This is a genomic window from Streptomyces sp. NPDC097640 (genome assembly GCF_040302705.1).
In the GTDB taxonomy this organism is placed as follows: Bacteria; Actinomycetota; Actinomycetes; order Streptomycetales; family Streptomycetaceae; genus Streptomyces.
The window spans coordinates 147,550-171,148 of the sequence record NZ_JBEOSB010000017.1 but is presented as its reverse complement, the minus strand read 5'-3'; the positions used below and the strand labels follow the sequence as shown (position 1 = coordinate 171,148).

General features: G+C 71.2%; 21 protein-coding genes and 2 pseudogenes. 12 read left to right on the top strand and 11 right to left on the bottom strand.

Annotated elements, in window-relative coordinates:
• Positions 1 to 55 precede the first annotated feature (55 nt).
• Both ABTY62_RS26475 and ABTY62_RS26470 read left to right on the top strand, forming a co-directional pair.
• On the top strand, positions 56 to 814 hold the full coding sequence (locus ABTY62_RS26475) for an ABC transporter ATP-binding protein (RefSeq protein WP_352131913.1): 759 nt from the start codon (positions 56 to 58) through the stop codon (positions 812 to 814).
• Positions 808 to 3,285: an ABC transporter permease gene (locus ABTY62_RS26470; RefSeq protein ID WP_352131912.1), complete on the top strand. Its 2,478-nt coding sequence runs from the start codon at positions 808 to 810 to the stop codon at positions 3,283 to 3,285. The genes ABTY62_RS26475 and ABTY62_RS26470 overlap by 7 nt, the downstream gene beginning before the upstream one ends.
• A gap of 74 nt (positions 3,286 to 3,359) precedes the next feature.
• Here ABTY62_RS26470 and ABTY62_RS26465 read toward each other — a convergent pair whose 3' ends face one another.
• The 3 genes from ABTY62_RS26465 to ABTY62_RS26455 all read right to left on the bottom strand — a co-directional run bounded on the left by ABTY62_RS26465 (position 3,360) and on the right by ABTY62_RS26455 (position 6,419).
• Positions 3,360 to 3,905: a DinB family protein gene (locus ABTY62_RS26465; RefSeq protein ID WP_352131911.1), complete on the bottom strand. Its 546-nt coding sequence runs from the start codon at positions 3,903 to 3,905 to the stop codon at positions 3,360 to 3,362.
• A gap of 98 nt (positions 3,906 to 4,003) precedes the next feature.
• On the bottom strand, positions 4,004 to 5,461 hold the full coding sequence (locus tag ABTY62_RS26460) for an aldehyde dehydrogenase family protein (RefSeq protein WP_352131910.1): 1,458 nt from the start codon (positions 5,459 to 5,461) through the stop codon (positions 4,004 to 4,006).
• A 94-nt stretch (positions 5,462 to 5,555) separates the two neighbouring features.
• Positions 5,556 to 6,419: a Sco1979 family transcriptional regulator gene (locus ABTY62_RS26455; RefSeq protein ID WP_352131909.1), complete on the bottom strand. Its 864-nt coding sequence runs from the start codon at positions 6,417 to 6,419 to the stop codon at positions 5,556 to 5,558.
• Between the two features lie 305 nt (positions 6,420 to 6,724).
• On the opposite strand from ABTY62_RS26455, the gene ABTY62_RS26450 reads away from it, so the two are divergent.
• Positions 6,725 to 7,228, top strand: a complete 504-nt coding sequence (locus ABTY62_RS26450; protein ID WP_352131908.1) for an ATP-binding protein — start codon at positions 6,725 to 6,727, stop codon at positions 7,226 to 7,228.
• 51 nt (positions 7,229 to 7,279) lie between these two features.
• Here the strand turns inward: ABTY62_RS26450 and ABTY62_RS26445 are convergent, their stop codons facing one another.
• From ABTY62_RS26445 to ABTY62_RS26435, 3 genes are all read right to left on the bottom strand, one after another.
• Positions 7,280 to 8,431 carry a site-2 protease family protein gene (locus tag ABTY62_RS26445; RefSeq protein ID WP_352131907.1) on the bottom strand — a complete coding sequence of 384 codons (1,152 nt, stop codon included), beginning with the start codon at positions 8,429 to 8,431 and terminating at the stop codon, positions 7,280 to 7,282.
• Between the two features lie 98 nt (positions 8,432 to 8,529).
• Positions 8,530 to 8,754: a DUF397 domain-containing protein gene (locus ABTY62_RS26440; RefSeq protein WP_352131971.1), complete on the bottom strand. Its 225-nt coding sequence runs from the start codon at positions 8,752 to 8,754 to the stop codon at positions 8,530 to 8,532.
• Between the two features lie 432 nt (positions 8,755 to 9,186).
• Positions 9,187 to 10,326, bottom strand: coding sequence for a glycoside hydrolase family 43 protein (locus tag ABTY62_RS26435; protein WP_352131906.1), 1,140 nt, complete (start codon positions 10,324 to 10,326; stop codon positions 9,187 to 9,189).
• Between the two features lie 144 nt (positions 10,327 to 10,470).
• Between ABTY62_RS26435 and ABTY62_RS26430 the strand changes: the two genes are divergently transcribed.
• From ABTY62_RS26430 to ABTY62_RS26405, 6 genes are all read left to right on the top strand, one after another.
• Positions 10,471 to 12,228 carry a bifunctional 3'-5' exonuclease/DNA polymerase gene (locus ABTY62_RS26430; protein ID WP_352131905.1) on the top strand — a complete coding sequence of 586 codons (1,758 nt, stop codon included), beginning with the start codon at positions 10,471 to 10,473 and terminating at the stop codon, positions 12,226 to 12,228.
• A gap of 134 nt (positions 12,229 to 12,362) precedes the next feature.
• Positions 12,363 to 13,391 carry a rod shape-determining protein gene (locus tag ABTY62_RS26425; RefSeq protein WP_352131904.1) on the top strand — a complete coding sequence of 343 codons (1,029 nt, stop codon included), beginning with the start codon at positions 12,363 to 12,365 and terminating at the stop codon, positions 13,389 to 13,391.
• 143 nt (positions 13,392 to 13,534) lie between these two features.
• The gene (locus ABTY62_RS26420) at positions 13,535 to 14,131 is read left to right on the top strand and encodes a sigma-70 family RNA polymerase sigma factor (RefSeq protein WP_311727116.1); all 597 of its coding nucleotides are present in this window, start codon (positions 13,535 to 13,537) and stop codon (positions 14,129 to 14,131) included.
• The gene (locus ABTY62_RS26415; RefSeq protein WP_352131903.1) at positions 14,128 to 14,937 is read left to right on the top strand and encodes a zf-HC2 domain-containing protein; all 810 of its coding nucleotides are present in this window, start codon (positions 14,128 to 14,130) and stop codon (positions 14,935 to 14,937) included. The genes ABTY62_RS26420 and ABTY62_RS26415 overlap by 4 nt, the downstream gene beginning before the upstream one ends.
• A 126-nt stretch (positions 14,938 to 15,063) precedes the next feature.
• Positions 15,064 to 15,609, top strand: a complete 546-nt coding sequence (locus tag ABTY62_RS26410; protein WP_352131902.1) for an RNA polymerase sigma factor — start codon at positions 15,064 to 15,066, stop codon at positions 15,607 to 15,609.
• Positions 15,606 to 16,064 carry an anti-sigma factor family protein gene (locus ABTY62_RS26405; protein ID WP_352131901.1) on the top strand — a complete coding sequence of 153 codons (459 nt, stop codon included), beginning with the start codon at positions 15,606 to 15,608 and terminating at the stop codon, positions 16,062 to 16,064. The genes ABTY62_RS26410 and ABTY62_RS26405 overlap by 4 nt, the downstream gene beginning before the upstream one ends.
• A gap of 22 nt (positions 16,065 to 16,086) precedes the next feature.
• Here the strand turns inward: ABTY62_RS26405 and ABTY62_RS26400 are convergent.
• From ABTY62_RS26400 to ABTY62_RS26380, 5 genes and pseudogenes are all read right to left on the bottom strand, one after another.
• A pseudogene (locus ABTY62_RS26400) lies at positions 16,087 to 16,542 on the bottom strand (signal peptidase II); the annotation flags it as partial.
• A gap of 257 nt (positions 16,543 to 16,799) precedes the next feature.
• Positions 16,800 to 17,987, bottom strand: coding sequence for a glycoside hydrolase family 5 protein (locus ABTY62_RS26395; RefSeq protein ID WP_352131900.1), 1,188 nt, complete (start codon positions 17,985 to 17,987; stop codon positions 16,800 to 16,802).
• A gap of 104 nt (positions 17,988 to 18,091) precedes the next feature.
• The gene (locus ABTY62_RS26390; RefSeq protein ID WP_352131899.1) at positions 18,092 to 18,439 is read right to left on the bottom strand and encodes a response regulator transcription factor; all 348 of its coding nucleotides are present in this window, start codon (positions 18,437 to 18,439) and stop codon (positions 18,092 to 18,094) included.
• 351 nt (positions 18,440 to 18,790) lie between these two features.
• Positions 18,791 to 19,951, bottom strand: a complete 1,161-nt coding sequence (locus ABTY62_RS26385) for a glycoside hydrolase family 6 protein (protein WP_352131898.1) — start codon at positions 19,949 to 19,951, stop codon at positions 18,791 to 18,793.
• An 84-nt stretch (positions 19,952 to 20,035) separates the two neighbouring features.
• Complete coding sequence (locus ABTY62_RS26380) at positions 20,036 to 21,091, bottom strand: S8 family serine peptidase (RefSeq protein WP_352131897.1); 1,056 nt, start codon at positions 21,089 to 21,091, stop codon at positions 20,036 to 20,038.
• Positions 21,092 to 21,528: 437 nt separating this feature from the next.
• Between ABTY62_RS26380 and ABTY62_RS26375 the strand changes: the two genes are divergently transcribed.
• The 3 genes and pseudogenes from ABTY62_RS26375 to ABTY62_RS26365 form a co-directional block, all read left to right on the top strand.
• On the top strand, positions 21,529 to 22,026 hold the full coding sequence (locus tag ABTY62_RS26375; RefSeq protein WP_311727106.1) for a GtrA family protein: 498 nt from the start codon (positions 21,529 to 21,531) through the stop codon (positions 22,024 to 22,026).
• On the top strand, positions 22,023 to 23,315 hold the full coding sequence (locus tag ABTY62_RS26370; RefSeq protein ID WP_352131896.1) for a glycosyltransferase: 1,293 nt from the start codon (positions 22,023 to 22,025) through the stop codon (positions 23,313 to 23,315). Before ABTY62_RS26375 ends, ABTY62_RS26370 begins: the two co-directional genes overlap by 4 nt.
• Positions 23,312 to 23,599 (top strand): annotated as a pseudogene (locus tag ABTY62_RS26365) (hypothetical protein); the annotation flags it as partial. The gene ABTY62_RS26370 and the pseudogene ABTY62_RS26365, both read left to right, overlap by 4 nt.

Below are 23,599 nucleotides of genomic sequence, written 5' to 3'. Positions count from 1 at the left end.
GGAACTATGCCCAGTGGTCGTGAACGGGCGGGCCGGGGGCGGTTGTCTGGAGGGCATGACACGAACTGACCTGCGCACCGCGGCGGTCCGGCTCTCGCGGGTGAGCCGGCGCTACGACTCCGGCTCCGGGGCGAGCGGGGTGACGGCGCTCGACGACGTCAGCCTCTCCTTCCCCGCGGGCAGCTTCACCGCGGTCATGGGCCCCTCCGGCTCAGGCAAGTCCACGCTCCTCCAGTGCGCGGCGGGCCTCGACCGGCCCGACTCCGGCTCGGTGTCGATCGGCGGCACCCCGCTGGAGGGGCTGAGCCAGACCCGGCTGACGCGGCTGCGCCGGGAGCGGATCGGCTTCGTCTTCCAGTCCTTCAATCTGCTGCCCTCGCTGACCGCCGCGCAGAACGTGGCCCTGCCGCTGCGGCTGGCGGGCCGCGCCCCCGCGCGCGCGGAGATACAGGGGGCGCTGGCCCGGGTCGGGCTGGCGGACCGGGCCGGGCACCGGCCGGGTCAGCTGTCCGGCGGCCAGCAGCAGCGCGTGGCGCTGGCCCGTGCCCTGATCACCCAACCCCAGGTGCTCTTCGGCGACGAGCCGACCGGCGCCCTCGACTCCGCCACCAGCCGCGATGTCCTGCGGCTGCTGCGGGAGCTGGTCGACGCCGAGCGGCAGACCGTCGTCATGGTCACCCACGACCCGGTCGCCGCCTCGTATGCGGACCGGGTGGTCTTCCTCGTCGACGGGCGGGTGAGCGGAGAGCTGGAGCGGCCGGCCCCCGAGCAGGTCTCCGCCCGGATGACACGGCTGGAGACGGTCCCGTGCTGACCATGACGCTCGGCGGTCTGCGGACCCGCTGGATCACGCTCGTCGGCACCTTCGTCGCGCTCGGTCTCGGGGTCGCGCTGATCGCCACCATGTGCCTGGCGCTGGCCTCCACGCTGGACGCCCCGAAGCGCGGTCCGGAGCGGTTCGCCGCCGCGCCGGTGGTGGTGCGCGGCGCCGACACCCTCACCGTCCCCGTGCGGCGCGGACCGGACACGGAGGAGGTGTCGGCGCCGCTGGCCCACCCCCGCCCGGTGCCGCCCGAGCTGGTGCGGCGGCTCGGGCGGCTCGGCCCGGTGACACCGGACCGCACCTTCCCCGTGCGCTCGGGGGCGCTCCCCCAGGGCACCGTCGGCCACCCGTGGTCCGCCGCGGCCTTCACCCCCTACCGGCTGGCCTCCGGGAGGGCGCCGGAGCGGGCCGGGGAGGTGGTCGTCGCCGGTGCCGGGGTGAAGGTGGGCGACCGGATCGGCATAAGGACCGCCTCGGAGTACCGCACCCGGGTCGTGGTGGGCACGGTCCCCCGGTCGGCGTTCGAGAGCGCGGTGTTCTTCGCCGACGGCGAGGCCGCCCGCATCTCGTCCCGGATCGACGCGGTGGTGGTGCGCGCCCCGGCCGCCGAGGTGCGCGAGGCCGTGGCGGGTGCGCCCGGGGTGCGGGTCCTCACCGGCGCGGACCGGCGGCGGGCCGACCCCGACCCGGACCGCGACAGCCGGGCCCTGCTCACGGTCAACGCGCTGCTCGGCACGGCGGCCGGGGTGACCGGCTTTGTCTCCGTCTTCGTGGTCGCCTCCACCTTCGCCTTCGCGGTGGCCCAGCGGCGCCGGGAGTTCGGCCTGCTGCGCATGGCGGGGGCCACCCCCGGCCAGCTCAGACGCGTGGTCTTCGCGGAGGCCGCGGTGGTGGGGGTGCTCGCCTCGGCCGCGGGCTGCGCGCTGGGGACCTGGGGTGCGCCCTGGCTGGCGCGGCGGCTGGTGGAGGGCGGGGTGGCGCCCGCGTGGTTCACCATCGGCGATCACTTCTGGCCGCTTCCCGTGGCCTTCTGGACGGGCCTGCTGGTGGCGCTCGCGGGGGTGTGGGCCGCGGCCCGGCGCGCCGGTCGGGTCGAGCCGGCCGAGGCGCTGCGCGAGGCCGCCGTGGACAGCCGGACCATGCCGCTCGCCCGTCGGCTGCTGGGCGCCGGGCTGCTGCTGGCCGGGGTGGCGGTGCTGGGATGGACGCTGGCCGACGACCCGGGCGAGCTGCTCAAGCGGAAGACGTACACCACCGAGCCCATGGTGCTGATCACCGCGGTCGGCCTGCTGGCGCCCCTGCTGGTCCGGCCGTTGGTGCGGGCGCTGGGCCGGCTGCCGGCCAAGCTGCCCGGGGCGACGGGGATGCTGGCCCGGGAGAGCGCCTCGGCCGGGCTGCGGCGTACCGCGTCCGTGGCCGCACCGGTGCTGATCACGGTCGCGCTGACGGGTTCCCTGCTGGGCGCGGCCGCGACGGTGAGCGAGGCCAAGGCGGCCGAGTTGCGGGCGCACACCCGCGCCGACTTCGTGGTCACCCCGGGGGCGGGCGCCGAGGGTCTGAGCGCGGGCGCGGTGCGGCGTGTGTCCGAGGTGCCCGGAGCGCTGACGTCCGCGTCCGCGACCACCGCCGTGTTCGCCCGCGACGGCGAGTCGGCGCTGGTCGAGTCGGCGGCGCGGGCGGTGGATCCGGCGCGGCTCGCGGCCGTCGGGCGGCTGCCCGTCGTCTCCGGCTCGGTCCGTGATCTGGACGACCGGGGCATCGTGGTGAACGAGGAGTGGGAGCGGCCCGCCGTCGGCCGCCAGGTCGCCGTCTGGCTGGGCGACGGCCGGAAGACCACGCTGCGGATCGTCGCCGTCCTGCGGACCGGCACCGGCGACAACGGCGCCTATGTCACCTGGGGAAACGCGCGCGGCGCCACGGTGGACCGGATCGAGGTGCGGCTGCGGCCCGGGGCCGACGCGGCCGCCGTGGCCCGGGGGCTGCGGGCGGCGGTCCGGTCCGATGGCGGGCGGGTGCTCACCCCGGACGCCTGGGTGGCGGAGGTCCATCCCCGGACGAGCCCGCAGACCCGGCTGGGCCTGCTGGTGGTGGTCGGCATCGCGCTGGTCTACGCGGGCATAGCGCTCGTCGGCACGCTGATCATGGCCACCTCCGACCGAATATCCGAGCTGACGGCGCTGCGGCTGGCCGGGGGCACCACCTTCCAGGTGCTGCGCGCGGTGGCGGCGGAGGCGGTGCTGACCGTAGCCGTGGGCGCGGTGCTGGGCGCGGCGGTGGCCGGGGTCCAACTGCTCGGCCTGTGGGGCGCGCTGGGGCGGCTGTCGGTGCCGGCGACCACCATGCCCGCGGTGCCCTGGGGCGCGCTGGGTGCGGCGGTGGCCGCGTGCGCGCTGCTGGCGGTGGTCTCCTCCGTCCTCCCCGCCTGGTGCGCGCTGCGGCCACGGCTCGCCTCCCGGCGATGAGCCGGCCAACCGGCTCGCCCCGCCCACTCGTCCCGCCCGCTCGACCTGCGGTTCGGCCGGCGGCCCGGGGCCGGCTAGCGGCCTGCCGCGACCGCGTCGATCAGCTCGAAGGCGGTCTTGCCGTCGAGGGTCTCGCGGATGACATCGGCATGACCGGCGTGCCGGGCGAACTCCTGGATCAAGGTGAGCAGCAGAAAGCGCATGGAGCGCACACTGCCCTCGGGGAACCACGGCGCCGGGGGCAGCGGGAAGGTTCCGTTCAGGTCGGGCAGCGAGCGGATGAACTTCTCGGTCTCGGCCGCCGCCTCGTCCCAGAAGGCCAGCACCTCCTTGACCGTCGCCTGCCCCTCCTCGGGCTCGAAGCTCAGATGCCAGGTGGAGTGGTCGCGCGGGATGGAGCGCGTCACCTGCTTGGCGTCCTCGACCCAGCCCACCTCGACCTCGGCGACATGCTTGAGGACGCCGAACAGCGACAGCTCGCTCGCCGACGGCTTGAGGAGCGCCTGCTCGTCGCTGAGGCCGTGCAGCGTGCGGCGGACGGCGCCGCGCTGGGCATCGAGGAAGCCCAGGAGGGCTCCGGCCTCGTCACCGTGGGCTTCCTGGTTCACCAGAGTGGGCATGGGTCCGCCTTCCGTCGGTCCTCCGGGAGTTCTCTCTCCCGATGTCTCCGACGCTACGGACCCTTGCGGTCAGCCTCTGTCCTCAACGACGCCTCGGCTCAGAACGGGAACTGGCTGCGGCCATGCTGAATGGAGATCCACTTGGTGGTGGTGAAGTCCTCGACGAAGGAGTCGCCGTTGAGCCGCCCGAGCCCGGAGTTCCCCTCTCCGCCGAAGGGCACGATCGGCTCGTCGTGGACCGTGCTGTCGTTGATGTGGATCATGCCGGTGCGCACCCGCTTCGCGAAGCGCACCCCGCGCTCGATGTCGCCGGTGTGCACGGCGCCGCTGAGCCCGTACTCCGTGGCGTTGGCGATACGGACGGCCTCCTCGTCCCCGTCGAAGGGGATCAGCAGCACCACCGGGCCGAAGATCTCCTGGCCGAGGATCGCGGCGTCCTCCGCGACTCCGGTGAGCACGCTGGGCGCGACGAGCGTGCCCTTGGTCCGGCCGCGCACCAGCGCGGTGGCCCCCTCGGCGACGGTCTGGTCGACGAGGGCGCTGATGGCCTCGGCCTGGCCCTCGTTGATCAGCGGGCCGATGTGCGTCGTCGGGTCGCTCGGGTCGCCGACCTTCAGCGACTCGACCTTGGCCACGAACTTCTCGGTGAACTCGCGCTCGATCCGGCGGTCCACGAGCACACGGTTCGCGGCCATGCAGACCTGACCCTGATGGACGAAGCGGCTGAAGACGGCGGCGTTCACCGCGTAGTCCACATCGGCGTCGTCGAGGACGACCAGGGCGCTGTTGCCGCCCAGCTCCAGGATGGAGCGCTTGAAGTGCGAGGCCGCGACGGTCGCGACATGGCGGCCGACCTTGTCCGAGCCGGTGAAGGAGATGACCTTGGGCACCGGGTGCTCGATCAGGGCGTCGCCGATCTCGGCGATGTCGGTGACCACCACATTGAGCAGCCCCGCGGGCAGCCCGGCGTCCTCGAAGACCTTGGCGACCAGCCCGCCACCGCAGATCGGAGTGTTCTGGTGGGGCTTGAGCACAACGGAGTTGCCCAGCGCGAGCGCCGGGGCCACCGACTTGATCGACAGCAGGAAGGGGAAGTTGAACGGGCTGATGACCCCCACCACCCCGACCGGCAGCCGGTAGAGGCGGTTCTCCTTGCCGTCGACCGGCGAGGGCAGGATGCGGCCCTCGGGCCGCAGCGCCAGCTGGATCGCCTCGCGCAGGAACTCCTTGGCGAGGTGGAGCTCGAATCCCGCCTTCACATGCGTGCCACCGCACTCCGCGATGATCGCCTGCGTGAGCTCCTTCTCACGGTCCTCTATGACCCGCAGCGCCCGCTCGAAGACCAGGCGCCGGGCATACGGGTTGGTGCCGCCCCACTCCGGCTGCGCCCGCTCGGCGGCGCGATAGGCCAGATCGATCTCCTGGACGGTGGCCACGGTGATGGAGGCGAGCTTCTCCCCGTTGTAAGGGTTGAAGTCGACGATGTCCCAGGAACCGCTGCCGGTCCGCCATTCACCGTCGATGTACTGAAAGGCCAGCTCGGAGAAGTAGGACATGCCATCCCAATCTGGAGGACACGGTGCCGCTTGTGACGACACCCGCGTACGCGTGGGGGGTTGTTTCCTGACTGAGAGTCATCGTACTGGCGAGTCAGGCGACTTGAAGAAGTCCCCGCAGCAAGTCACGGCTCTTTTCCATGGACAGACTGTCGTCACTCAGCCGCCCCAACACCCCCCGGTAGTACCCCACTTCCTCGGGTTTGTCGAGGTAGAGCGCGCTGGTGAGCTGTTCCAGATAGACGATGTCCGGCAGGTCCGACTCGGGGAAGCGCAGCAGGGTGAACGCCCCGCTCTCCCCGGCGTGTCCGCCGAAGGAGAAGGGCATCACCTGAAGAGTGACGTTGGGCTGCTCGGAGACGGCGATGAGGTGCTGGATCTGGGCCCGCATCACGGCCCGCCCGCCGTACGGCCGGTGCAACGCCGCCTCGTCGAGCACCACATGGCAGGCGGGCGCCCGCTCGGAGACCAGCAGCTTCTGCCGCTCCAGCCGCAGCGCGACCCGTCGCTCCACCTCGGGCGCGCCGGCCTTGGGCTGACCACTGGTGACCACGGCATGGGCATAGCCCTCGGTCTGTAGCAGTCCGTGTACGAACTGCACCTCGTAGCAGGCGATATGCGAGGCGGCGCCCTCCAGCCCGACATACGTCTGGAACCAGCTCGGCAGCACATCGCCGTAGCTGTGCCACCAGCCCGCGACATTGGCCTCGCGGGCCAGGCCGAGCAGGGACGCGCGCTCGGTCTCGTCCGTGACCCCGTAGAGCGTGAGCAGATCCTCGATGTCGCGCGCCTTGAAGCTCACCCGGCCCAACTCCATCCGGCTGATCTTGGATTCGGAGGCCCGAATGGAATAGCCCGCCGCTTCCCGCGTGATGCCACGGGACTCGCGCAACCGCCTGAGCTGAGAGCCCAGGAGAATCCGGCGCACCACCGATCCGCTTGACTCGCTTGCGCTCATGTCTGCGACCCTCCCTGTACGGAACGCATCCTTCCGAAGGCGACCCCCGCAGCCCTGGGGCCGAAGTCTGCCACTCTTCGGGCTCCTCCCCGTACACATGTCGTTACTCAAGTGTGAGACGTACACAAGAGGGCGTAGGGAGAATCTGTGTCGAAGTTGGGTACATAGTCTCAAAAAATCTGCGTGCACGTGCATCTGCCCTTGCATACGTTGTGCGCATTCGGAACCATAGGTCTTGCGCACGTGCAAGCTCGTACGAGATCTGGCCAGGATTCGTCAGGGCCACGGATGCAGGAGTAGCTCGCATGGGGACCGAAGGCTCGACCATGCTGGAGCCCGTGTGGCGGGGGCTCCCCCCGATCGACGCCCCCGGCGTTTCCGGTTCCGCGTCCTGCTCACTACCCGCCCGCTTCGAAGCGGTCCAGGGAGCCCGTCGGTTCACCGGGGCCACGCTCGAACAGTGGAACCTTCCCGACATGTTCGACGAGGTGGCCCTGGTCGTCTCCGAACTGGTCACCAACGCCCTGCGCCATGGCGTCTCCGGCAGCCACCCGGACGGCCCGCCCCGCGCGGAGAGCGAGACACAGGTGCGGCTGCATCTGATGCGCTGGCACTCACGCCTGGTGTGCGCGGTCCGGGACCCGAGCGAGAAGAGCCCGGTGGCCGGCGAGGCCGACGCCGGCCAGGAATCGGGAAGAGGGCTCTACCTCGTGGAGTCCTTCACCGACGACTGGGGCTGGCACCCCCTGGCCGGAACCCTGCGCGGCAAGGTGGTCTGGGCGCTGTTCCTGCTGCCGCGCCCACGGTAGAACCGACCGCGCCGGGGATGACTGCCGCCCCGGGCGGGCCCTCCGGGCGGGTCACAGCGCGCTGGACTTCGGCGGGGCGGCCGTCATCCCCAGCGCGTGCTGCTGGAAGAGCCGCGTCACATCATGTGCGGTGACGATCCCCTCCAGATGACCATGGTCGACGACCAGGATCGGCATGGCGGCCCCGGGCCGCGCCCCCCGCTCCATGACCTCGTTCAGAAGATCACCCGGCACGGCGAGCGTGCACCGGGAGACCGGCGTGGCCACATCGCGCACCCGCCTGCCCTCCCGGCTCTCGGGCGGCACCGCCGCGAGCCCGCGCAGACTGACCACCCCGCTCGGCCGGCCCTCGAAGTCGATGACCGGCAGCACCGTGTGCCGGGCGGGCCCCGCCACCTCGTCGATGAAGCGGTCCACGGACAGCCAGTCGGCCCCGGCGGCCACCGGGTGGGACATGGCGTCGGACACCCGCACCCCGCGCAGCGCCTCGTTGATGGTGGCGCGCTGCCGCTCCGCGTTGGCGACGATCACCATGAAGAGACCGATGAGCGCGAACCACAGCCCACCCGTGGCCCCGCGGATGAACGACACCCAGCCGAAGGCGATCATCGCCAGGCCGAAGATCTGTCCGCTGCGGCCCGCGGCCCGCTCGGCCCGGTCCCGGTCCCCCGTACGCCACCACATCACGGCCTGCACCACCCGCCCCCCGTCCAGCGGCGCGGCGGGCAGCAGATTGAAGACCCCCAGTAGCAGATTGGCCCACCCCAGCCACACCAGCAGCGCCGCGGCCACCCCCCAGCCGATCAGGCTGCGCGCCCCGAAGCCCGCCCCGATCGCGACGCCCCCGATCACCAGGCTGGTGATCGGGCCGCTGATGGCTACCAGCAGCGCCACCCCGGCGGTCCGCGGCCGCCCCATCTGGGTCATGCCGCCCAGCGCCCACAGCGTCACATCCTGGACCGAGACGCCCTTGCTGCGGGCGGCGACCGCATGCGCGGCCTCGTGCAGCAGCAGGCTCCCCATCAGCAGCACGGCCCCGATCACGCTCGCGGCCGCGTAGGTGGCGCTCGAGTGGCCCGGGGTCCAGGCCGGGAGCGTCTGGCGGCCCAGTCCGTAGGCCAGCAGGGCCACCAGCACCGGGACGCTCCAGTGCATCCGCAGCGGCACCCCGAGGACATGTCCGACGCGCACCGACCCGTTCATCGCCGTATCACCCCAGCCGTCTGATCCAGCCGGGCATCACGCCCACCTACCAGTGTCGCTCGGCGGAGCCGGAACGGGCCGCGTCCGACCGAGTCGCGTCAGACCGGGTCGCTCACCAAGTGGTCGAATTCGCCGTCCTTGATGCCGAGCAGCATCGCTTCGACCTCGGCCGGGGTGTAGATGAGGGCGGGGCCGTCCGGGTAGCGGGAGTTCCGTACGGCGACATGCCCGCCCGGCAGCTTGGCGAACTCCACACACGAGCCCTGCGAATTGCTGTGGGTGCTCTTCTGCCAGGCGGCCCCCTGAAGGTCCACGGCCGCCATGCCGTTGTACGGGTGGTCGCGCACAGGGCTCTCCACTGTTAGTGCAGCTGTCAACTGACCCGGATCATAACCTTGTTGGCCTGCGAATGCATGGGCATCCGAACGAGCAAATGCATTCGCAGATGCACCAGCAGATGCACGTGCACCATGCGTATCCGGATGATCACCCGATGATCACCGGGAAGCGTAGGACATAGGCGATCCACGCGGTCTATAGATGTGACGCCACCGGCGCCCGCCAGGTTCGCCCACACCCGGAAATTCTTCCGGATTCCGTTATTCCGGGGCATGGCGCACAAAAGCCCGCCCAATCCCACAGCCGGCGGGTTCTTGCAGGCAGCGGGGCTCGCAGACATGCGAGAACCGCAGGCCATCAGCGTGACCCGCGGTTCTCGTTCGGCCGGCGCTTCCGCTCCCGTACCTCCCGTACGGTCAGCGCCGCGCGGCGGCCGGGGTGCCGGCGGGCTCGGCGAGCGCGGTGGACGTGGAGACCGGTGTGCCGAAGTCCGGGGTGCCGTCGGCGTTCCAGTTCACCTTCTGGGCCCGGGTGGTCCGGGTGCCGCTGCACCCGTCCGTGGCCTTGGAGTTGGCGTGGTAGGCCATCCAGACCTCCTTCCCGTCGGGCGACGGGAAGAAGAAGTTGTGGCCGGGCCCGTAGACCCCGTTCGCGTCATTGCGCTGGAAAACCGGGTTGCTGAACTTCTTCCACGCGCCGGCCGCCAGCGGATCGCTGCCGGTCAGCTCCATCAGCCCCAGTTTGTAGTCCGGGGTGTCGCAGTGCGAGGCGGAGAAGGTCAGGAACGTCCGCCCGTCGTGCTGGAGAATGGTCGGCCCCTCATTGACGCCGGAGCCCACCTTCTCCCAGCCGTAGGTGGGGGTCGCGATGCGGACGGCCCCGCCGGTCGGGGTCCACGGATTGCTCATCCGGACCGCGTAGAGGTTCTGTGTGCCGCCCTCCCAGAAGGAGTAGAGCAGGTAAAGGCGGCCGTCGGGCAGGGAGAGATAGCTGCTGTCGATCATCCAGCGGTTGTCGCCGTACGGATCGACCTGCCCCTTGTAGGTGTACGGACCCAGCGGGTTGTTCCCGGCGCTCTCCAGGACGTGGACGTGCTGGTGGTCGATGTTCGCGGAGACGCCCGCGCTGTAGGTCAGATACCAGCGCAGACCGTTGGGGCCGTTGAGGCGGTGCATCTCGGGCGCCCAGAAGTTGCAGCAGCGGGACGCGACGGTCTCGCGGTAGACCGTGGTCGGGGTCGCGGTCTTCAGCCCGCCGAGCGTGGGCGATCTGCGCATCTCCCAGTGGGAGGCCCAGGTGGTGCCGAGGTGGTAGTAGTACCCGGCGTAGCGGATGATCGTCGGGTCCGCGCCGTTCTGCGTCACGATCGGGTTGGTGAACGCCCCGGCCGCCACGGCGGAGTCGGCTCCGGCGGCGGGCGAATCGGCGGGCGAATCGGCTCCGGCGGCGGGCGAATCGGCCCTGGCCGCGGGGGCGCCGCCCGTCTGGAGCAGGGCCAGGAGCGCGAGGAGAACCGCCGCGAGGAGCGGCAGCACTCGGGTACGGGTGGGGGTCATTGACGGCTCCAAGGTTCGACATTTCGAACGCTTTTCGTCATTCCGGACGGACCGTAGGGCCGCCGCGCCACACGGTCAACCCCTTGCACAGCCGTGACCGCACGGGCATGAGGCCTGTCAGACCCTCCTGTCACACTCGGCGACATGAGATGGGCGGTGGCGGAGACCGGCGACGGGGGTGCCCGGCTCTGCCCGCTGGACCCCACGGGGCGGGCCGCCGGGCCGGTCGTCGAGGTCACGGCGGCGGCGGGCGGCGTCGCCCAGGCCGTGCGGTCGCGGCCCGAGGTCGAGCGCTGGGTGTGGCGGTCGACCGCCGAGGTCTACCCCCGCCTGCTCGCCGCCGGTGTCCGCGTCGAGCGGTGCTACGACATCGAGGCCGCCGAGGCGCTGCTGCTGGGCCACGAGGGGCGGTCCGGCGAGCCGCGCTCGCTGGCCGCGGCGTGGGCGCGGCTGCGCGGGCTGGCCGTGCCCGACGACCCGCCGGTGCGGGCCGCCGAGACCCAGCCGTCCCTCTTCGAGCCCGGCCCGGTGCCGCTGCCGCCCGGCACCGACCCCCTCGACGGGCTGCTCGCGGTCTACGCCGGACAACTGGCCCGTACGGAGGCGGCCGAGCACCCCGGCCGGATGCGGCTGCTGACGGCCGCCGAGTCGGCCGGGACGCTGGTGGCCGCGGAGATGCGGCGGGCCGGGGTGCCCTGGCGGGCCGACCGCCACCGCGAGCTGCTGGACGAGCTGCTCGGCGAGAGATACCCGGGCGGCCTGGAGCCCCAGCGGCTGGCCGAGCTGGCCGACGAGGTGTCCCGCGGCTTCGGGGGCGTACGGGTGCGGCCCGATCTGCCGGCCGAGGTCGTCAAGGCGTTCGCGCGCGCGGGCATCGCGCTCGGCTCCACCCGCGCCTGGGAGCTGCGGGGCATCGACCACCCCGCCGTGGAGCCGCTGCTGCGCTACAAGAAGCTGTACCGCCTGCACACCGCGCACGGCTGGGCGTGGCTTCAGTCCTGGGTCCGGGACGGCCGCTTCCGCCCCGAGTATCTGCCCGGCGGCACGGTCTCCGGCCGCTGGACCACCAACGGCGGCGGAGCGCTCCAGATCCCCCGGGTGGTGCGGCGGGCGGTGGTCGCCGACGAGGGGTGGCGGCTGGTGGTCGCCGACGCCGACCAGATGGAGCCGCGCGTGCTGGCGGCCATCTCCCGCGACCCGGGCCTGATGGAGGTCGCGGGCAGCGGCCGGGATCTGTACGCGACGCTGTCCGACCGCGCCTTCTCCGGCCGGCGCGAGCTGGCCAAGCTCGCGCTCCTCGGCGCGATCTACGGCCAGACCTCGGGCGACGGCCTCAAGCACCTCGCGGCCCTGCGGCGCCGCTTCCCGGCGGCCGTCGCGTATGTGGACGAGGCGGCCCGCGCGGGCGAGGAGGGGCGGCTGGTGCGCACCTGGCTGGGCCGCACCTGCCCGCCGGCCACCACCTCCGCCGACGCGGCCGACGAGGCGGGCCTGCCGCGCGACCTGGAGGAGGAGCCGAGGTACGGCAGCACGGCCGGCGCCCGCGCCCGCGGGCGGTTCACCCGCAACTTCGTCGTCCAGGGCAGCGCCGCCGACTGGGCGGTGCTGATGCTCGCCGCGCTGCGGCAGTCGCTGGCCGGGGCGGGGCTCCGCGCGGAGCTGGTCTTCTTCCAGCACGACGAGGTCATCGTGCACTGCCCGGCCGAGGAAGTCCCCGCGGTGCGGGAGGCGATCGCGGCGGCGGGCGAGACGGCGGGGCGGATCGCCTTCGGCGAGACGCCGGTGCGGTTTCCGCTGACCACGGCCGCCGTGGAGTGCTACGCGGACGCCAAGGAGTACGACGTCAAGGACTATGTCAAGGACTATCTGGACACCGCGGATCACTCGGACGGCAGGGACTAGGGAGTGGCGGGTGCCAGGGGAGGCGCTCGCCCGACCGGCTCAGCACCGGAGGCGAGGCGCGCGGTGCGGTGCCCACGATGATCACAGGGCCGCCGGGCGACGGCCCGTCACTCCGCCCACGCAGGAGACCTGACATGACCATCAGCCTCGAGCGGCTGCGCCGCTGCTCCATCGCCGTCGACCTCGGCGCCGCCAGGACCCGGGTCTATCTCAAGCGCAAAGGACTCATCGTCGACGAGCCGTCCGTCGCCGCCGTGAACACCCGCACCGGGGGGCTGATCGCGGTCGGCACGCTCGCCGAGCGCATGACCGGCCGTACGCCCTCTCACATCCGGGTCGTACGGCCGGTGTCCGGCGGCAGGGTCGTCGACATCGCCATGGCCCAGCGCATGTTGCGGTTCCTCGTCGGCAACAAGCTGCGCCGGGCCTGGCGGCGCAAGCCGCTGGTGAGCGCCGCCGTCTGCGTCCCGTACGACGCGGACCCGCTGGCGGAGCGCGCCGCCGTCGAGACGCTGACCGGGCTCGGCGCCCGGCGGGTGGAGCTGGTCGACAGCCTGGTCGCCGCCGCCGTGGGCTGCGGTCTGCCGGTCGAGCGGCCCGAGGCGACGATGATCGTGGTGTGCGGGGCGGCAACCACCCAGGTCGCGGTGTTGTCGCTGGGCTCGATCGTGGCCGCCGAGCGGGTGCCGGTCGGCGGGGAGACGATCGCTCACGCCGTCGTCCAACATGTGCGCAACGAGCATGCGTTGATGCTGCCGAGCCAGGCGATCCGCCCGCTGCACCTGGCCCTCAGCGCCGCCGGAGCGGCCATGGACGGCACCGAGGTGCACGGCCGGGACGTGGCCACCGGCCTCGCCCGCTCGGTGCAGATCGACATCGAGGGCATCCGGGCCGTGGTGCAGACCCCGCTGACCGGGGTGCTCGACGCGATCGGCGCGGTGCTCCGCCGCTGCCCGCCCGACCTGGTCGCCGACCTCGCGGAGCGCGGCATCATGCTGGCGGGCGGAAGCGCGGGGCTGCCCGGGTTCGAGGATCTGCTGCGGGAGGCGACCGGCATGCCGCTGCACATCGCCGAACACCCCGACACCTGCGCGGTCGAGGGGCTGGGCGCCATGCTCGAGGGCACGGTGCGGCCCGTCATCCTGGACCCCCTGTCCCCCTGAGAGCCGGTGAGAGGCCGGCGTCCGCGTTCTCTTCAAGAATCTTCAGCACGAGTTGAGCGCCACTCCCGCCCCATCCGTAGTGATGGAGGAAGAGGCCGTCCGGGCCACACAACCCCCGGCCCACACACCGGGAGTGTCTGTTGATGTTGTCCAACTCGGGTTCTGTCCTGGAGGTTCTGGTGCGCGACGACGCCGCCGTGACCGATGCGCATCGGTCGAGATCCCAGCGCGGTACGCCGGACGAGGAGCTCATGCGCGCGCTCTACCAGGAGCACGCCGGGCCGCTGCTCGCCTTCGTACTGCGCCTGGTGGCCGGCGATCGGCACCGGGCCGAGGACGTCGTCCAAGAGACCCTGGTCCGTGCCTGGCGCAACGCCGACCAGCTCAGCAGGGCCACCGGCTCGATCCGGCCCTGGCTGGTCACGGTGGCCCGGCGGATCGTCATCGACGGACACCGCAGCCGCCAGGCCCGCCCGCAGGAGGTCGACCCCTCCCCGCTGGAGCTCATGCCGGCCGAGGACGAGATCGACCGCGCCCTGCGGCTGATGACCCTCTCGGACGCGATGCACGACCTCAGCGACGCGCACCGCGAGGTGCTCGTCGAGACGTACTTCAAGGGCCGCACGGTCAACGAGGCGGCCCAGACGCTCGGCATACCCAGCGGGACCGTGCGGTCCCGGGTCTTCTACGCGCTGCGCTCGATGAAGCTCGCGCTCGAGGAAAGAGGAGTGACGGCATGACCGCGCAGGCGCCCCACGCCGGGCACGACGCCGTCGGCGCGTACGTACTCGGCCTCCTCGACGATGCGGATGCCACGTATTTCGAGCAGCACCTGGCCGGTTGTGAACAGTGCGGAAGCCGGCTCGACGAGCTGGCGGGCCTTGAACCCATGCTGGCGGAGCTGGCCTCCGGCGTCCCCGGCATCCACGGTGCCCCTGGCCGCCCCGGGCTCACCCACGTCCCGCACTCCTTCACCGCCACCCCCAACGCCATCGAGACGCTCACCGCACGCCCGGGCCCCGGGCTGCTGGACCGTATGGTCGGCGAGGTCGCGGTGGTCCGCCGCCGGCGGCGCCGCCGGCACCTCTCCCTGGTGGCCGCGGCCGCCGTCCTGATCATCGGCGGACCGCTCGGCGCGGTGGCCCTCACCTCCGACGACGGCTCGACCACGGCGATCACCGCGACCACCACGAGCGAGACCTTCGACAAGATGCCCACCAAGGTCGAGGCCACCGACCCGGACACCAAGGTGAACGCCACGATCGCGGTGACGGACAAGAAGTGGGGCACCGACGCCATGCTGCGGCTGAAGAACCTCAAGGGCCCCCTCTCGTGCAGCCTGATCGCGGTCCCCAAGAGCGGTGAGAAGCAGGTCATGACGACCTGGTCGGTGCCGCCTCAGGGGTACGGCATCCCGGACAGCTCGGACAAGAGCGCCCGGGACCCCCTGTTCACCCAGGGCGGCGCGGCCTACAAGCTGGCCGACATCGACCACTTCGAGGTCCGCACGCTCGACGGGAAGCTCCTGGTCTCCGTGAAGGTGTGAGCCACCCGTCGAAGGGGTGAGCCACCCGTTCCGCCGATCGCGGCGTGCGGCGGGACGAGCGCGATGTTACACAGAGTGTGACAGTCGTCACCGCGTCCCGGGGGGTCAGGATCCGAGGAGGCACCCGTGGCTGACCCGGACGCCCGTCAACAGCGCATGTTCGCCCAGTACGTGCTCCCCGAGGTGGAGGTGCTGCTGCGGGTGGCGATGTCGCTGACCGCGCAGCCCGCCGACGCCGAGGATCTGGTGCAGGACACCCTGCTCCGGGCCTACCGGGCAGTCGGCCGCTTCGACGGCCGCCATCCGCGCGCCTGGCTGCTGACGATCATGCGGCACGCCGAGGTGAGCCGCCGCCGTCAGCGCAGACCTCATCTGCTCGACGACCCGGACACCGAACTCGACCGGCTCGCGTCCGCCCCGGGCGCGACACCCGAGGAGCTGGTGGTCGACACGGCCTTCGACGAGGCCGTGGACGCCGCGTTCACGGCGCTGCCGCTGCGCGACCAGCAGGTGGTGCGGCTGGTGCATGTGGACGGGCTGTCGTACGCGGAGGCCGCGCGGGTGCTGGACGTGCCGAAGGGCACGGTGATGAGCAGGCTGCACCGGGCGCGCAAAAGAATCCGGGATCGGCTGGTGGCCGCGGAACCCCAAGGACAGCGAGGTGGGGCATGAGCAGCAGATGGTGGATGTGGTGGCGGAGCGCCGAGCGCGGCCACGCCGAGGAGTGCCTCGCGGACGGCGCGGAGCTCCAGTCGTATCTGGACGGTGAGCTGGACGCGCCGGAAGCCCGCCGGGTCCGGGCCCATGTGGCGCGGTGCCACCGTTGCGCCCGGGAGCTGGCCGCGTATCAGCGCATCACGAACGCGCTGGCCTCCCGCGGGGCCCGCGAGGGCCCGGACGAAGCGGCGCTCGGGCGGCTGCGCGACCTCGTGGGCTCCCTCGCGGACCAGGACCCGAGCCGAGGCCGGACCGAGGAGCGACCGCAGAACCGGGACCGGGCCCTGGCCCAGGAGCTGCCCCGGGACCGGGACCGGGAACGGGCTCAGGACCTGGGGCCCGAGGAGGCGCCGCTGCCGCCCGGGGAGCCGGACGCCAGCGAGAGCGCGGTCCCCAAAGCGGGCGCCTGAGGTCGCGTACGAGGACAAGGATGATCAGGCAGGCGCCGACCGCCAGGGCGGCGTCGGCGATGTTGAACACCGGGCCGCGGGGCGAGACCGTGATCCAGTCGATGACCGCGCCCCGCAGCGGCCCGGGGTGTCGTACGGCCCGGTCGGCGCCGTTGCCGAGCGAGCCCCCGGCGATCAGCCCGAGGGCCAGCGCCCGGGTCCGGGTGCGGACCCGCAGCCCCGCGCCCACGGCGGCCAGCGTGGCGAGCGCCCCGGCGACGGTGATGAGGGTGATCAGCAGGGGCCGGCCCCGCCCCAGGCCGAAGGCCACCCCGGTGTTGCGCACCAGCAGGGTGCGCATCGGACCGAACTCGCCCTGTGGCCCGAAGGTGCCGCCGATGGTCGCCACCGCCAGGGCCTTGCTCACCTGGTCGGCCACCGCCACCGCCGCTACGGCCAGCGGGAAGAGTACGCGGCCGGTGCGCTGCTGGGGCTTCATCGTCGGCCTCCTCGCGCTTTCGGGGGCCGGTGCGGAAACGGGCCCGGAGAGGAAACCCGGCGAGGTGAGCTCCCGCTTCCCGATGCGCCCGGTTTTTTGGCCCGCGTGAGCCCCTGCCTCCGGACACGACGACTCCGGACACGGCATGTCCGGACACGGCGTCTCCGGACCCGACACACGACGGAGGGCCCGCAGGCGGGATGCCTGCGGGCCCTCGCTGTCCACCGCCGGGTCCGGCGGCCGTCGTACCGAAGGGGTTACTCCGACGTCTTCCCCTTGGCCGACAGCAGCGGCGCCTGGTACTTGGACAGCATCTTCATCTTGTTCTTGTCGACCGTCTTCCAGTCGTTGTTCAGGACACCACCGGTGTCACCCGAGTTCGGGTTCAGGGACCAGTAGGTGTAGCTGATCTGGTTCTTCTTGAGGTAGTCCATCAGCGCGTTCTGCCACACGGCCTCGGAGCTCTTGCCCGCGGTCTTGCGACCACCGAACTCACCGAGCATCAGCGGAGCGATGTTCTCCTTCTTGATGTAGGCCCAGTGCTTCTGCCAGATGGCCGGCATGTTCTTCGGGAAGTCCTTGGCCATGAACCAGTTCTGGTTGTACACACCCGGGCCGTAGTCGTGCGGCGAGTAGACGACCTTGTTGGGCTCCTTCAGCTTGACCGGGTACTTCTTCACACCCTGGAGGTCGCCGCCCCACCAGAACTGCTCGTTCTTGTGACGGTCGGTGCCCTCGACGAAGATCAGCCAGTTCTTGTTGACGGAGTGGATCGCGTTACCGGCCTTCTCGGCCGCCATGCGCCAGTCGGTCTTGGGGTTGCCGTCGCCCCACGTGGCCTGGCCACGCGGCTCATTGTGCAGGTCGGCGCCGATCACCCGGGGGTTGTCCTTGTAGCGCTTGGCCAGCTGGGTCCAGTCGTCCAGCCACTGCTTCTCGGTGAGGTTCTGGCTGTACCACAGCTCACTCTGGCCGTACTGGTCCGGACGGTGCTGGTCCAGGAGGACCATCATGCCGCGGTCGGTGGCACCCTTGACGATCTTGTCCATGATCTGCTGACCGGTGAGGCCCTTGAGGTCCGGGTTCTGCTTGAAGTCGATCCCGTTGGGCTTGCTCTTGGCCGCGAACACCTCGTTGGAGTACGGGAGGCGGATCGTGTTGAAGCCGTTGTGCGCGATCTGGTCGAGCATGCTCTTCCAGTTACGGGTCCACAGACCGTGCGGCGCGAAGCTGCCGGTCTCCATACCGAACCAGTTGATACCGGTCAGGACGACCTTGTGACCCTTGGAGTCCACGATGTCGCCACCACGGGTGGACAGCGGACCGTCGACGGCCGCACCCTTGCCGCCCTTCGCTGACGCGACGGACGAGGCGGTGGAGGACGAAGCGTTGTCGTTGGAATTCAGGGCGAACGCGGTCACGGTGCCACCGACGGCAGCAGCCACGACAACACCAGCCGCGATACCGACACGCAGGCGGTAGGAACGCTGCCCACGCTTCGACCCGGTGGTCTCGGAAACGGTCGGAACGTTGTTGTCCATGGGGGAATTCATTCGGTGAGACTCCTGAGGAATTGGGGTATGGCTGTTTTCAGGACGCTGGGATTATTCGTCGGAGATTCCAGACATCCCATTCGCGGGTCGGAGACTGCGGTCAGCCGGACAAGCCGCGCACGGGGAAGGAGATCTGCGACCAACAGGTCGAGACGGAGCGATTTCCAGCTCGACTTGTCCACGTCGATGAGCACCACGTCCGGCTGCCTTCGCTCGGCCAGTGAAATTGCTTCACGAACCGATCTGGCGGCGCCGGCCAGTTCCAGTCCGGGTGTCTCGTCGACCAGGTCGGCGATCGCACTCGAAACCAGATGGTGGTGCTCCACGACGAGAACTCTTTTCATCGGTGGAGCTCCTTCAGGCGGCTTTCCCTTTCGTTCAACGACATTAGGGAATCCACCGGGGGCGAATCACCGTACGCCTGACTGAAATCTCACTACCTCAATTGCGGGAATGCCGGGCACGCCAAACGACCGAATTCCTCCTACCTCGATTGAGGTAGGAGGAATTCGGCCGCTTTGATAGCTCTATGTCCGCTTTGGGTGGGCGATTTCGCTCCGCTGTGCGCTGGATCAGATGCGCAGAGTGACGGCCGTAGGCCCGAAACAGCCCCTGAGCCCCGGGACTGGGGGGCTCAGGGGCTCACGGGCTGGGGCTCAGGGCCGGTGCTCGGGGCCGGGCCTCAGGGCCGGTGCTCAGCGGGTGAGGCCGAAGGCGTAGCCGGGGACGAAGAGCCCGGCGGTCGCGGCGCAGCCGTCGGCCTGGCCCGGCTGCTTGACCCACAGATACGCGTCGATCCCGGGAATCCCGGTGCGGGCGGTGGGCGGCGTGCCCAGCCGGCGCCCCGGCGGATCGCAGAAGCGGTGGTCACGGGTGGGTCCGGCGCCGTTCCGGCTGGTGTCGATCACGGCCCCCAGCCGGGGGCGGCGCAGCTCCCTGAGGACGGACAGGCCGTAGCGGACCTCGTCGCGCGTGGCATTGAAGTTCGAGACGTTGAGGGCGATGCCGTCCCCGTACCGGTCGATCCCCGCGCGCTTCAGCCGCTCGGCCATGACCGGCGCGGGGAGCCAGCGGGAGTTCCCGGAGTCGTAGTAGATACGGGCGTGCGGGGCCCGCTTCCGCAGTTCCCGCCCGGCGTAGGTCAGGGCCGCGTACCGCTGCCCCTGCTGCCGTCGCTTCAGGCAGGTCAGGTGGGCCAGCGCGTCCGGTTCCAGGACGACGACGGCGCGCGAGGCGCCGACCCCCCTGGCGAAGCCGCCGATCCAGTCCCGGTACCCGGACAGATTCGCCATGCCCCCGGAGCTGTGCTTTCCGCAGTCGCGCTGCGGGATGGCGTACGCGACCAGCACCGGCAGCCGCCCGCGGGCCCGGGCCGCCCGCACCACGCCCCGCACCTGGGACTCGACCCGGCCCTGGTCGGTGTCCGTGAACCAGGCGGCCTGCGGCTGGTCGGCGATGCGCTTGCGGATGACCGCCGCCCTGCGGTCATGGGCGTTGCCGCGCACCCACTGTGCCGCCGGGTTGTCCGGGTCGGTGTAGAAGCGGGTGGAGGCCGGAAAGTACGGCTTGGCCAGGTGGAAGACGGCCCCTTCCCCGGGCCGGGCCGCCCCCGGGTGGAGCACCGTCGCGGCCGTCGCGACCTCGGCCACCAGGGCCAGGGCCAGCAGCTGGGCGATGCCTCTGCCGGTCAGCAGAGGGGACCGGCGGCCCGTGCGCCGCCCCTTCGGCCCCAACCGCCGCCATCCCCCCTGACGCAGCCGTTCCCGCGGGCCCAGCCGCCATCCCCCCATGCGCAGCCGTATCGGCACCGGCCCGAGCCCCAGCCACCTCGGCAGCACTATCAGCCACAACAGCACCTGTAGCCTCAACCGTCGCCAGAGCCCCAGTCGCCCAGGGGCCCTCTCGCTCACACCGGGTCCGCCGTTCACCGGGGCCGCCGGTCAGCTGTCGGAGTTGTTCGACGGCGGCTTGCGGCGGATCAGGAAGACCGCGATGACGGCCAGCACCACCAGGGCGCCCGCCACAGCTCCTATCGCCACCATCGCCGACCCCTCCTCGGACCGGGCCGCGGAGTGCTCGCGCTTCGACTCGGCGGTCGCCTTTCCGGAGCCGGGCGGGCTGGTGGAGGCGGGCGGCGCCGCGCGGTCCGCCAGCGCCCTGGCCGGGGCGATCAGCCCGAAGCCATAGCGCGGGTCACGCCCCGACGACCCCTTGCGGTCGGCCGTGTCGATCAGCTTCTGCACCACCTGGCCGGCGGTCCAGCGCGGGTGCTCCGAGCGTACGAGGGCGGCGCCGGCCGCGACCCACGGCGCGGCGTAGCCGGTGCCCGCGCCGGTCCAGTAGTCCTTGTTCGGGGCGGTGGTCAGGATGGCGACGCCGGGCGCGGCCAGGGTCACGCCCCCGCCGTGGTGCGAGTCGGTCCACACGGCGCCCTTCTCGTCGGTCGCCACGACGGAGACCACCCCGGGGTAGGAGGCGGGGTAGGTGGGGCGGTTGCCGTCCTTGCCGTTGTCGCCGGCGCCCGTGACCACCACGGCGTCCTCGCCGATCGCGTACGTCACCGCCGACCGCAGCGCGGCGTTCGGCTTCTTGAAGGACACCGCCACATCGATGACCTTCGCGCCGCGGCCCACCGCGTGGCGGATGGCCCTGGCGGTGGCGTCGACCTGCGGCTTCCGGTCCTCGTACACCCCGAGCGGCAGCACCCGGGCCTGGGGCGCAAGACCCAGCAGCCCGTTGCCCCGGTAGTTGCGGCCGGTCCCCACGATGATCCCGGCCGCGTGGGTGGCCTGCTCCATCGCGTCCCCCTGGTCGCGGGTGCTGGTGCCGCTGGGGCCGTCCCCGAAGTCCTTGCCGGCCAGCACCCGCCCGCGCAGATCCGGATGGGCGGCGTCGACGCCGGTGCCGATGACCGCGACGGTCACCCCGGCGCCCTTGCTGATTTTCCACGCCTTCTTGGCCTGGAGGGCGGTCAGCGCCCATTCGGAATCGTGCATCGCGCCGGAATCGGAATCCGCGGAAACGGCGGAAACGGCGGCCGCCGCAGAGGGGGCGAGTGAGAGCGCCATCAGGGCGATGACGGTCCCGGTCCGGGCGGCGAATGAACGGTGCGGTATCACGCGATCTGACATTACGTCACCTACCTTCATCCCGGGCTTCATCCCAGGGGGGACGCGAGGCCGTCGGCAGACGCCTGGCCGTTTCATCTTCTGCGGACCCCCGTGGTGGGGACACCCGCGCGCGGGGGACCTGCCGCTCCCCTTTTTGGGGGACCGGTTCCAGGCCCGGTTTCCGCGTCTCCCCAAAACGGGGGAGAAAGCCGGTCCATCGAAGGTGGAGTACACCCTCCCCCGAACGCGTGATGTCCTCGGAAATCCGGGGGCGCACTCTTGGACTGACATCGGCGATAGAGCCTCCTGCGTTGGGAGTCGCGATGCAGCGTTTCGGAACGTTCAGCGATCGCACAAGCGACCCGAGCGAACGGGTGGACAACACCCGCAAGCGAAAAGGCAGGTTCTTTCGCGCGCTCTCGACGAGCGGCCCGCTGGCCGCCCTGAGCGGTCTGGTGCTGCGATTCGCGGTGGTCGGCGTGGGTGGCGTGCTGGTGAACACGGCAGCCCTCTTCGCGCTCTACCACTGGGCCCACTGGCCGCTGCTCGCGGCCTCCCCGGTCGCGGTGGAACTCGCCGTGGTCCACAACTACCTGCTCAACGACCGGTGGACCTTCTCGGTGAGCACGCCGTCCGTCCGACGGTTCCTGAAATTCAATGTGTCCGTGCTGTGCGGGCTCGCGGTCAATGTCATGGCGGTCTGGCTGCTGGAACGCGCGGGACTCCATCTGCTGTTGGCAAACGGTATCGGCATCGCCGCCGCCTTCGCGGCCAATTTCGCGGCGAGCGCGGGCTGGGTCTGGGGGAGGCAGGACCGATGATTTCCATTATCTACCTGAGCCTGGTTCTGGTCTCGGTGCTGCTGACCATTCAGTCGGCCCATGTGCTCTATCTGATGCTCTACACCTGGGACCGGACGGACGCCGAGCAGAAGGCCAAGGCCCCGGAGACCTTTGTCAGGCCGCGGCTGTCATTCAGCGTACTGCTGCCCGCGCGCCATGAGGAGGACGTCATCCAGACCACCATCGAGCGGGTGGTGCGGGCCGACTATCCGGCCAAGCTGCTGGAGGTCTTCGTGATCTGTTCGCAGGACGACACCGGCACGATCAAAAAGGCGGAAGAGAAAATCGCCGAACTGGAGCGGGAGGGGCTGCACAACGTCGAGGTCGTGGTGTTCGACGACAAGCCCGTCAACAAGCCCCACGGGCTCAACGTGGCGCTGCCGCACACCACTCACAAGGTGGTGACGATCTTCGACGCCGAGGACGACATCCACCCCGAGATCTTTCTGCTGGTCAACACGGTCATGCTCAAGGAGCGGGTGCGCGTGGTCCAAGCCGGCGTCCAGCTGATGAACTTCGACTCCAACTGGTACTCCACGCTCAACGTCCTGGAGTACTTCTTCTGGTTCAAGAGCCGACTGCACTACCACGCCCACTTCGGCTCCATTCCGCTCGGCGGCAACACCGTCTTCTTCTTTCGCGAACTGCTGGTCCGGCTCGGCGGCTGGGACGAGCGCAACCTCACCGAGGACGCGGACCTGGGCCTGCGGGTGTCGGCCAGCGGCGAGCGGGTGCGCGTGGTCTACGACGACCGCTATGTGACCAAGGAGGAGACGCCACCGACCCTCGGCCACTTCATCCGGCAGCGCACCCGCTGGAGCCAGGGGTTCATGCAGACCCTGAAGAAAGGCACCTGGAAACAGATGCCCACGCGCAAACAGCGATGGCTCGCCTTCTACGTCCTCGCGTTTCCGCGCGGGCAGGCGCTGCTCGGCCTGTATCTGCCGATCTCCCTGGGGATGATCCTGGTCCTCAAGGTGCCGGTGCTGATCGCGCTCTTCTCCTATCTGCCCATCCTGCTGCTGTGCGCGCACTTCCTGGTGAACGCGGTCGGACTGTACGAGTTCACCGCCGCGCACGGGCTGGAGGCCACCCCGAAGACGCTCGTGAAGATGGCCATCGCCTGGTTCCCCTTCCAGATGGTCCTCGCCTATGCCGCGGTGCGCGCCATGCGGCGCGAGCTGCTCGGCCGGCGCGACTGGGAGAAGACCCAGCACGTGGGTGCCCACCGCGCCCGTCCCGAGGAGGCGGACTCCCGTGTCGCATGACCCCACGCCCCCGCGCCCCCCGCACCCGCGCCCGCCGGACCCGCCGGAACCCCAGCAGCCTGAGCGTCCCGAGCGGCCTCAGCGCCCTGAGCGTCCCGAGGGCCTCCAGCGGCCCGAACGACCTGAGCCGCCTCAGCGGCCTGAGGGGTCCGAGCGGCCTCAGCGGCCCGAGGGGTCCGAGCAGCCTCAGCGGCCTGAGCGTCCCGAGGGGCTCCAGCGGCCCGACCGGCCCCCGCGTCCCGACCGGCCCCGGCGACCTGAGGGCCTCCAACGACCCGACCGGC

Excerpts from the sequence above, each read along its gene's own strand:
- ABTY62_RS26375 (WP_311727106.1), top strand. The coding sequence starts at position 21,529 with ATGCAGCGTTTCGGAACGTTCAGCGATCGCACAAGCGACCCGAGCGAA.
- ABTY62_RS26420 (WP_311727116.1), top strand. The coding sequence starts at position 13,535 with ATGTTGTCCAACTCGGGTTCTGTCCTGGAGGTTCTGGTGCGCGACGAC.
- ABTY62_RS26425 (WP_352131904.1), top strand. The coding sequence starts at position 12,363 with ATGACCATCAGCCTCGAGCGGCTGCGCCGCTGCTCCATCGCCGTCGAC.
- ABTY62_RS26415 (WP_352131903.1), top strand. The coding sequence starts at position 14,128 with ATGACCGCGCAGGCGCCCCACGCCGGGCACGACGCCGTCGGCGCGTAC.
- ABTY62_RS26455 (WP_352131909.1), bottom strand. The coding sequence starts at position 6,419 with ATGAGCGCAAGCGAGTCAAGCGGATCGGTGGTGCGCCGGATTCTCCTG.
- ABTY62_RS26450 (WP_352131908.1), top strand. The coding sequence starts at position 6,725 with ATGGGGACCGAAGGCTCGACCATGCTGGAGCCCGTGTGGCGGGGGCTC.
- ABTY62_RS26405 (WP_352131901.1), top strand. The coding sequence starts at position 15,606 with ATGAGCAGCAGATGGTGGATGTGGTGGCGGAGCGCCGAGCGCGGCCAC.
- ABTY62_RS26390 (WP_352131899.1), bottom strand. The coding sequence starts at position 18,439 with ATGAAAAGAGTTCTCGTCGTGGAGCACCACCATCTGGTTTCGAGTGCG.
- ABTY62_RS26370 (WP_352131896.1), top strand. The coding sequence starts at position 22,023 with ATGATTTCCATTATCTACCTGAGCCTGGTTCTGGTCTCGGTGCTGCTG.
- ABTY62_RS26440 (WP_352131971.1), bottom strand. The coding sequence starts at position 8,754 with ATGGCGGCCGTGGACCTTCAGGGGGCCGCCTGGCAGAAGAGCACCCAC.
- ABTY62_RS26435 (WP_352131906.1), bottom strand. The coding sequence starts at position 10,326 with ATGACCCCCACCCGTACCCGAGTGCTGCCGCTCCTCGCGGCGGTTCTC.
- ABTY62_RS26460 (WP_352131910.1), bottom strand. The coding sequence starts at position 5,461 with ATGTCCTACTTCTCCGAGCTGGCCTTTCAGTACATCGACGGTGAATGG.
- ABTY62_RS26430 (WP_352131905.1), top strand. The coding sequence starts at position 10,471 with ATGAGATGGGCGGTGGCGGAGACCGGCGACGGGGGTGCCCGGCTCTGC.
- ABTY62_RS26445 (WP_352131907.1), bottom strand. The coding sequence starts at position 8,431 with ATGAACGGGTCGGTGCGCGTCGGACATGTCCTCGGGGTGCCGCTGCGG.
- ABTY62_RS26380 (WP_352131897.1), bottom strand. The coding sequence starts at position 21,091 with ATGCACGATTCCGAATGGGCGCTGACCGCCCTCCAGGCCAAGAAGGCG.
- ABTY62_RS26475 (WP_352131913.1), top strand. The coding sequence starts at position 56 with ATGACACGAACTGACCTGCGCACCGCGGCGGTCCGGCTCTCGCGGGTG.
- ABTY62_RS26465 (WP_352131911.1), bottom strand. The coding sequence starts at position 3,905 with ATGCCCACTCTGGTGAACCAGGAAGCCCACGGTGACGAGGCCGGAGCC.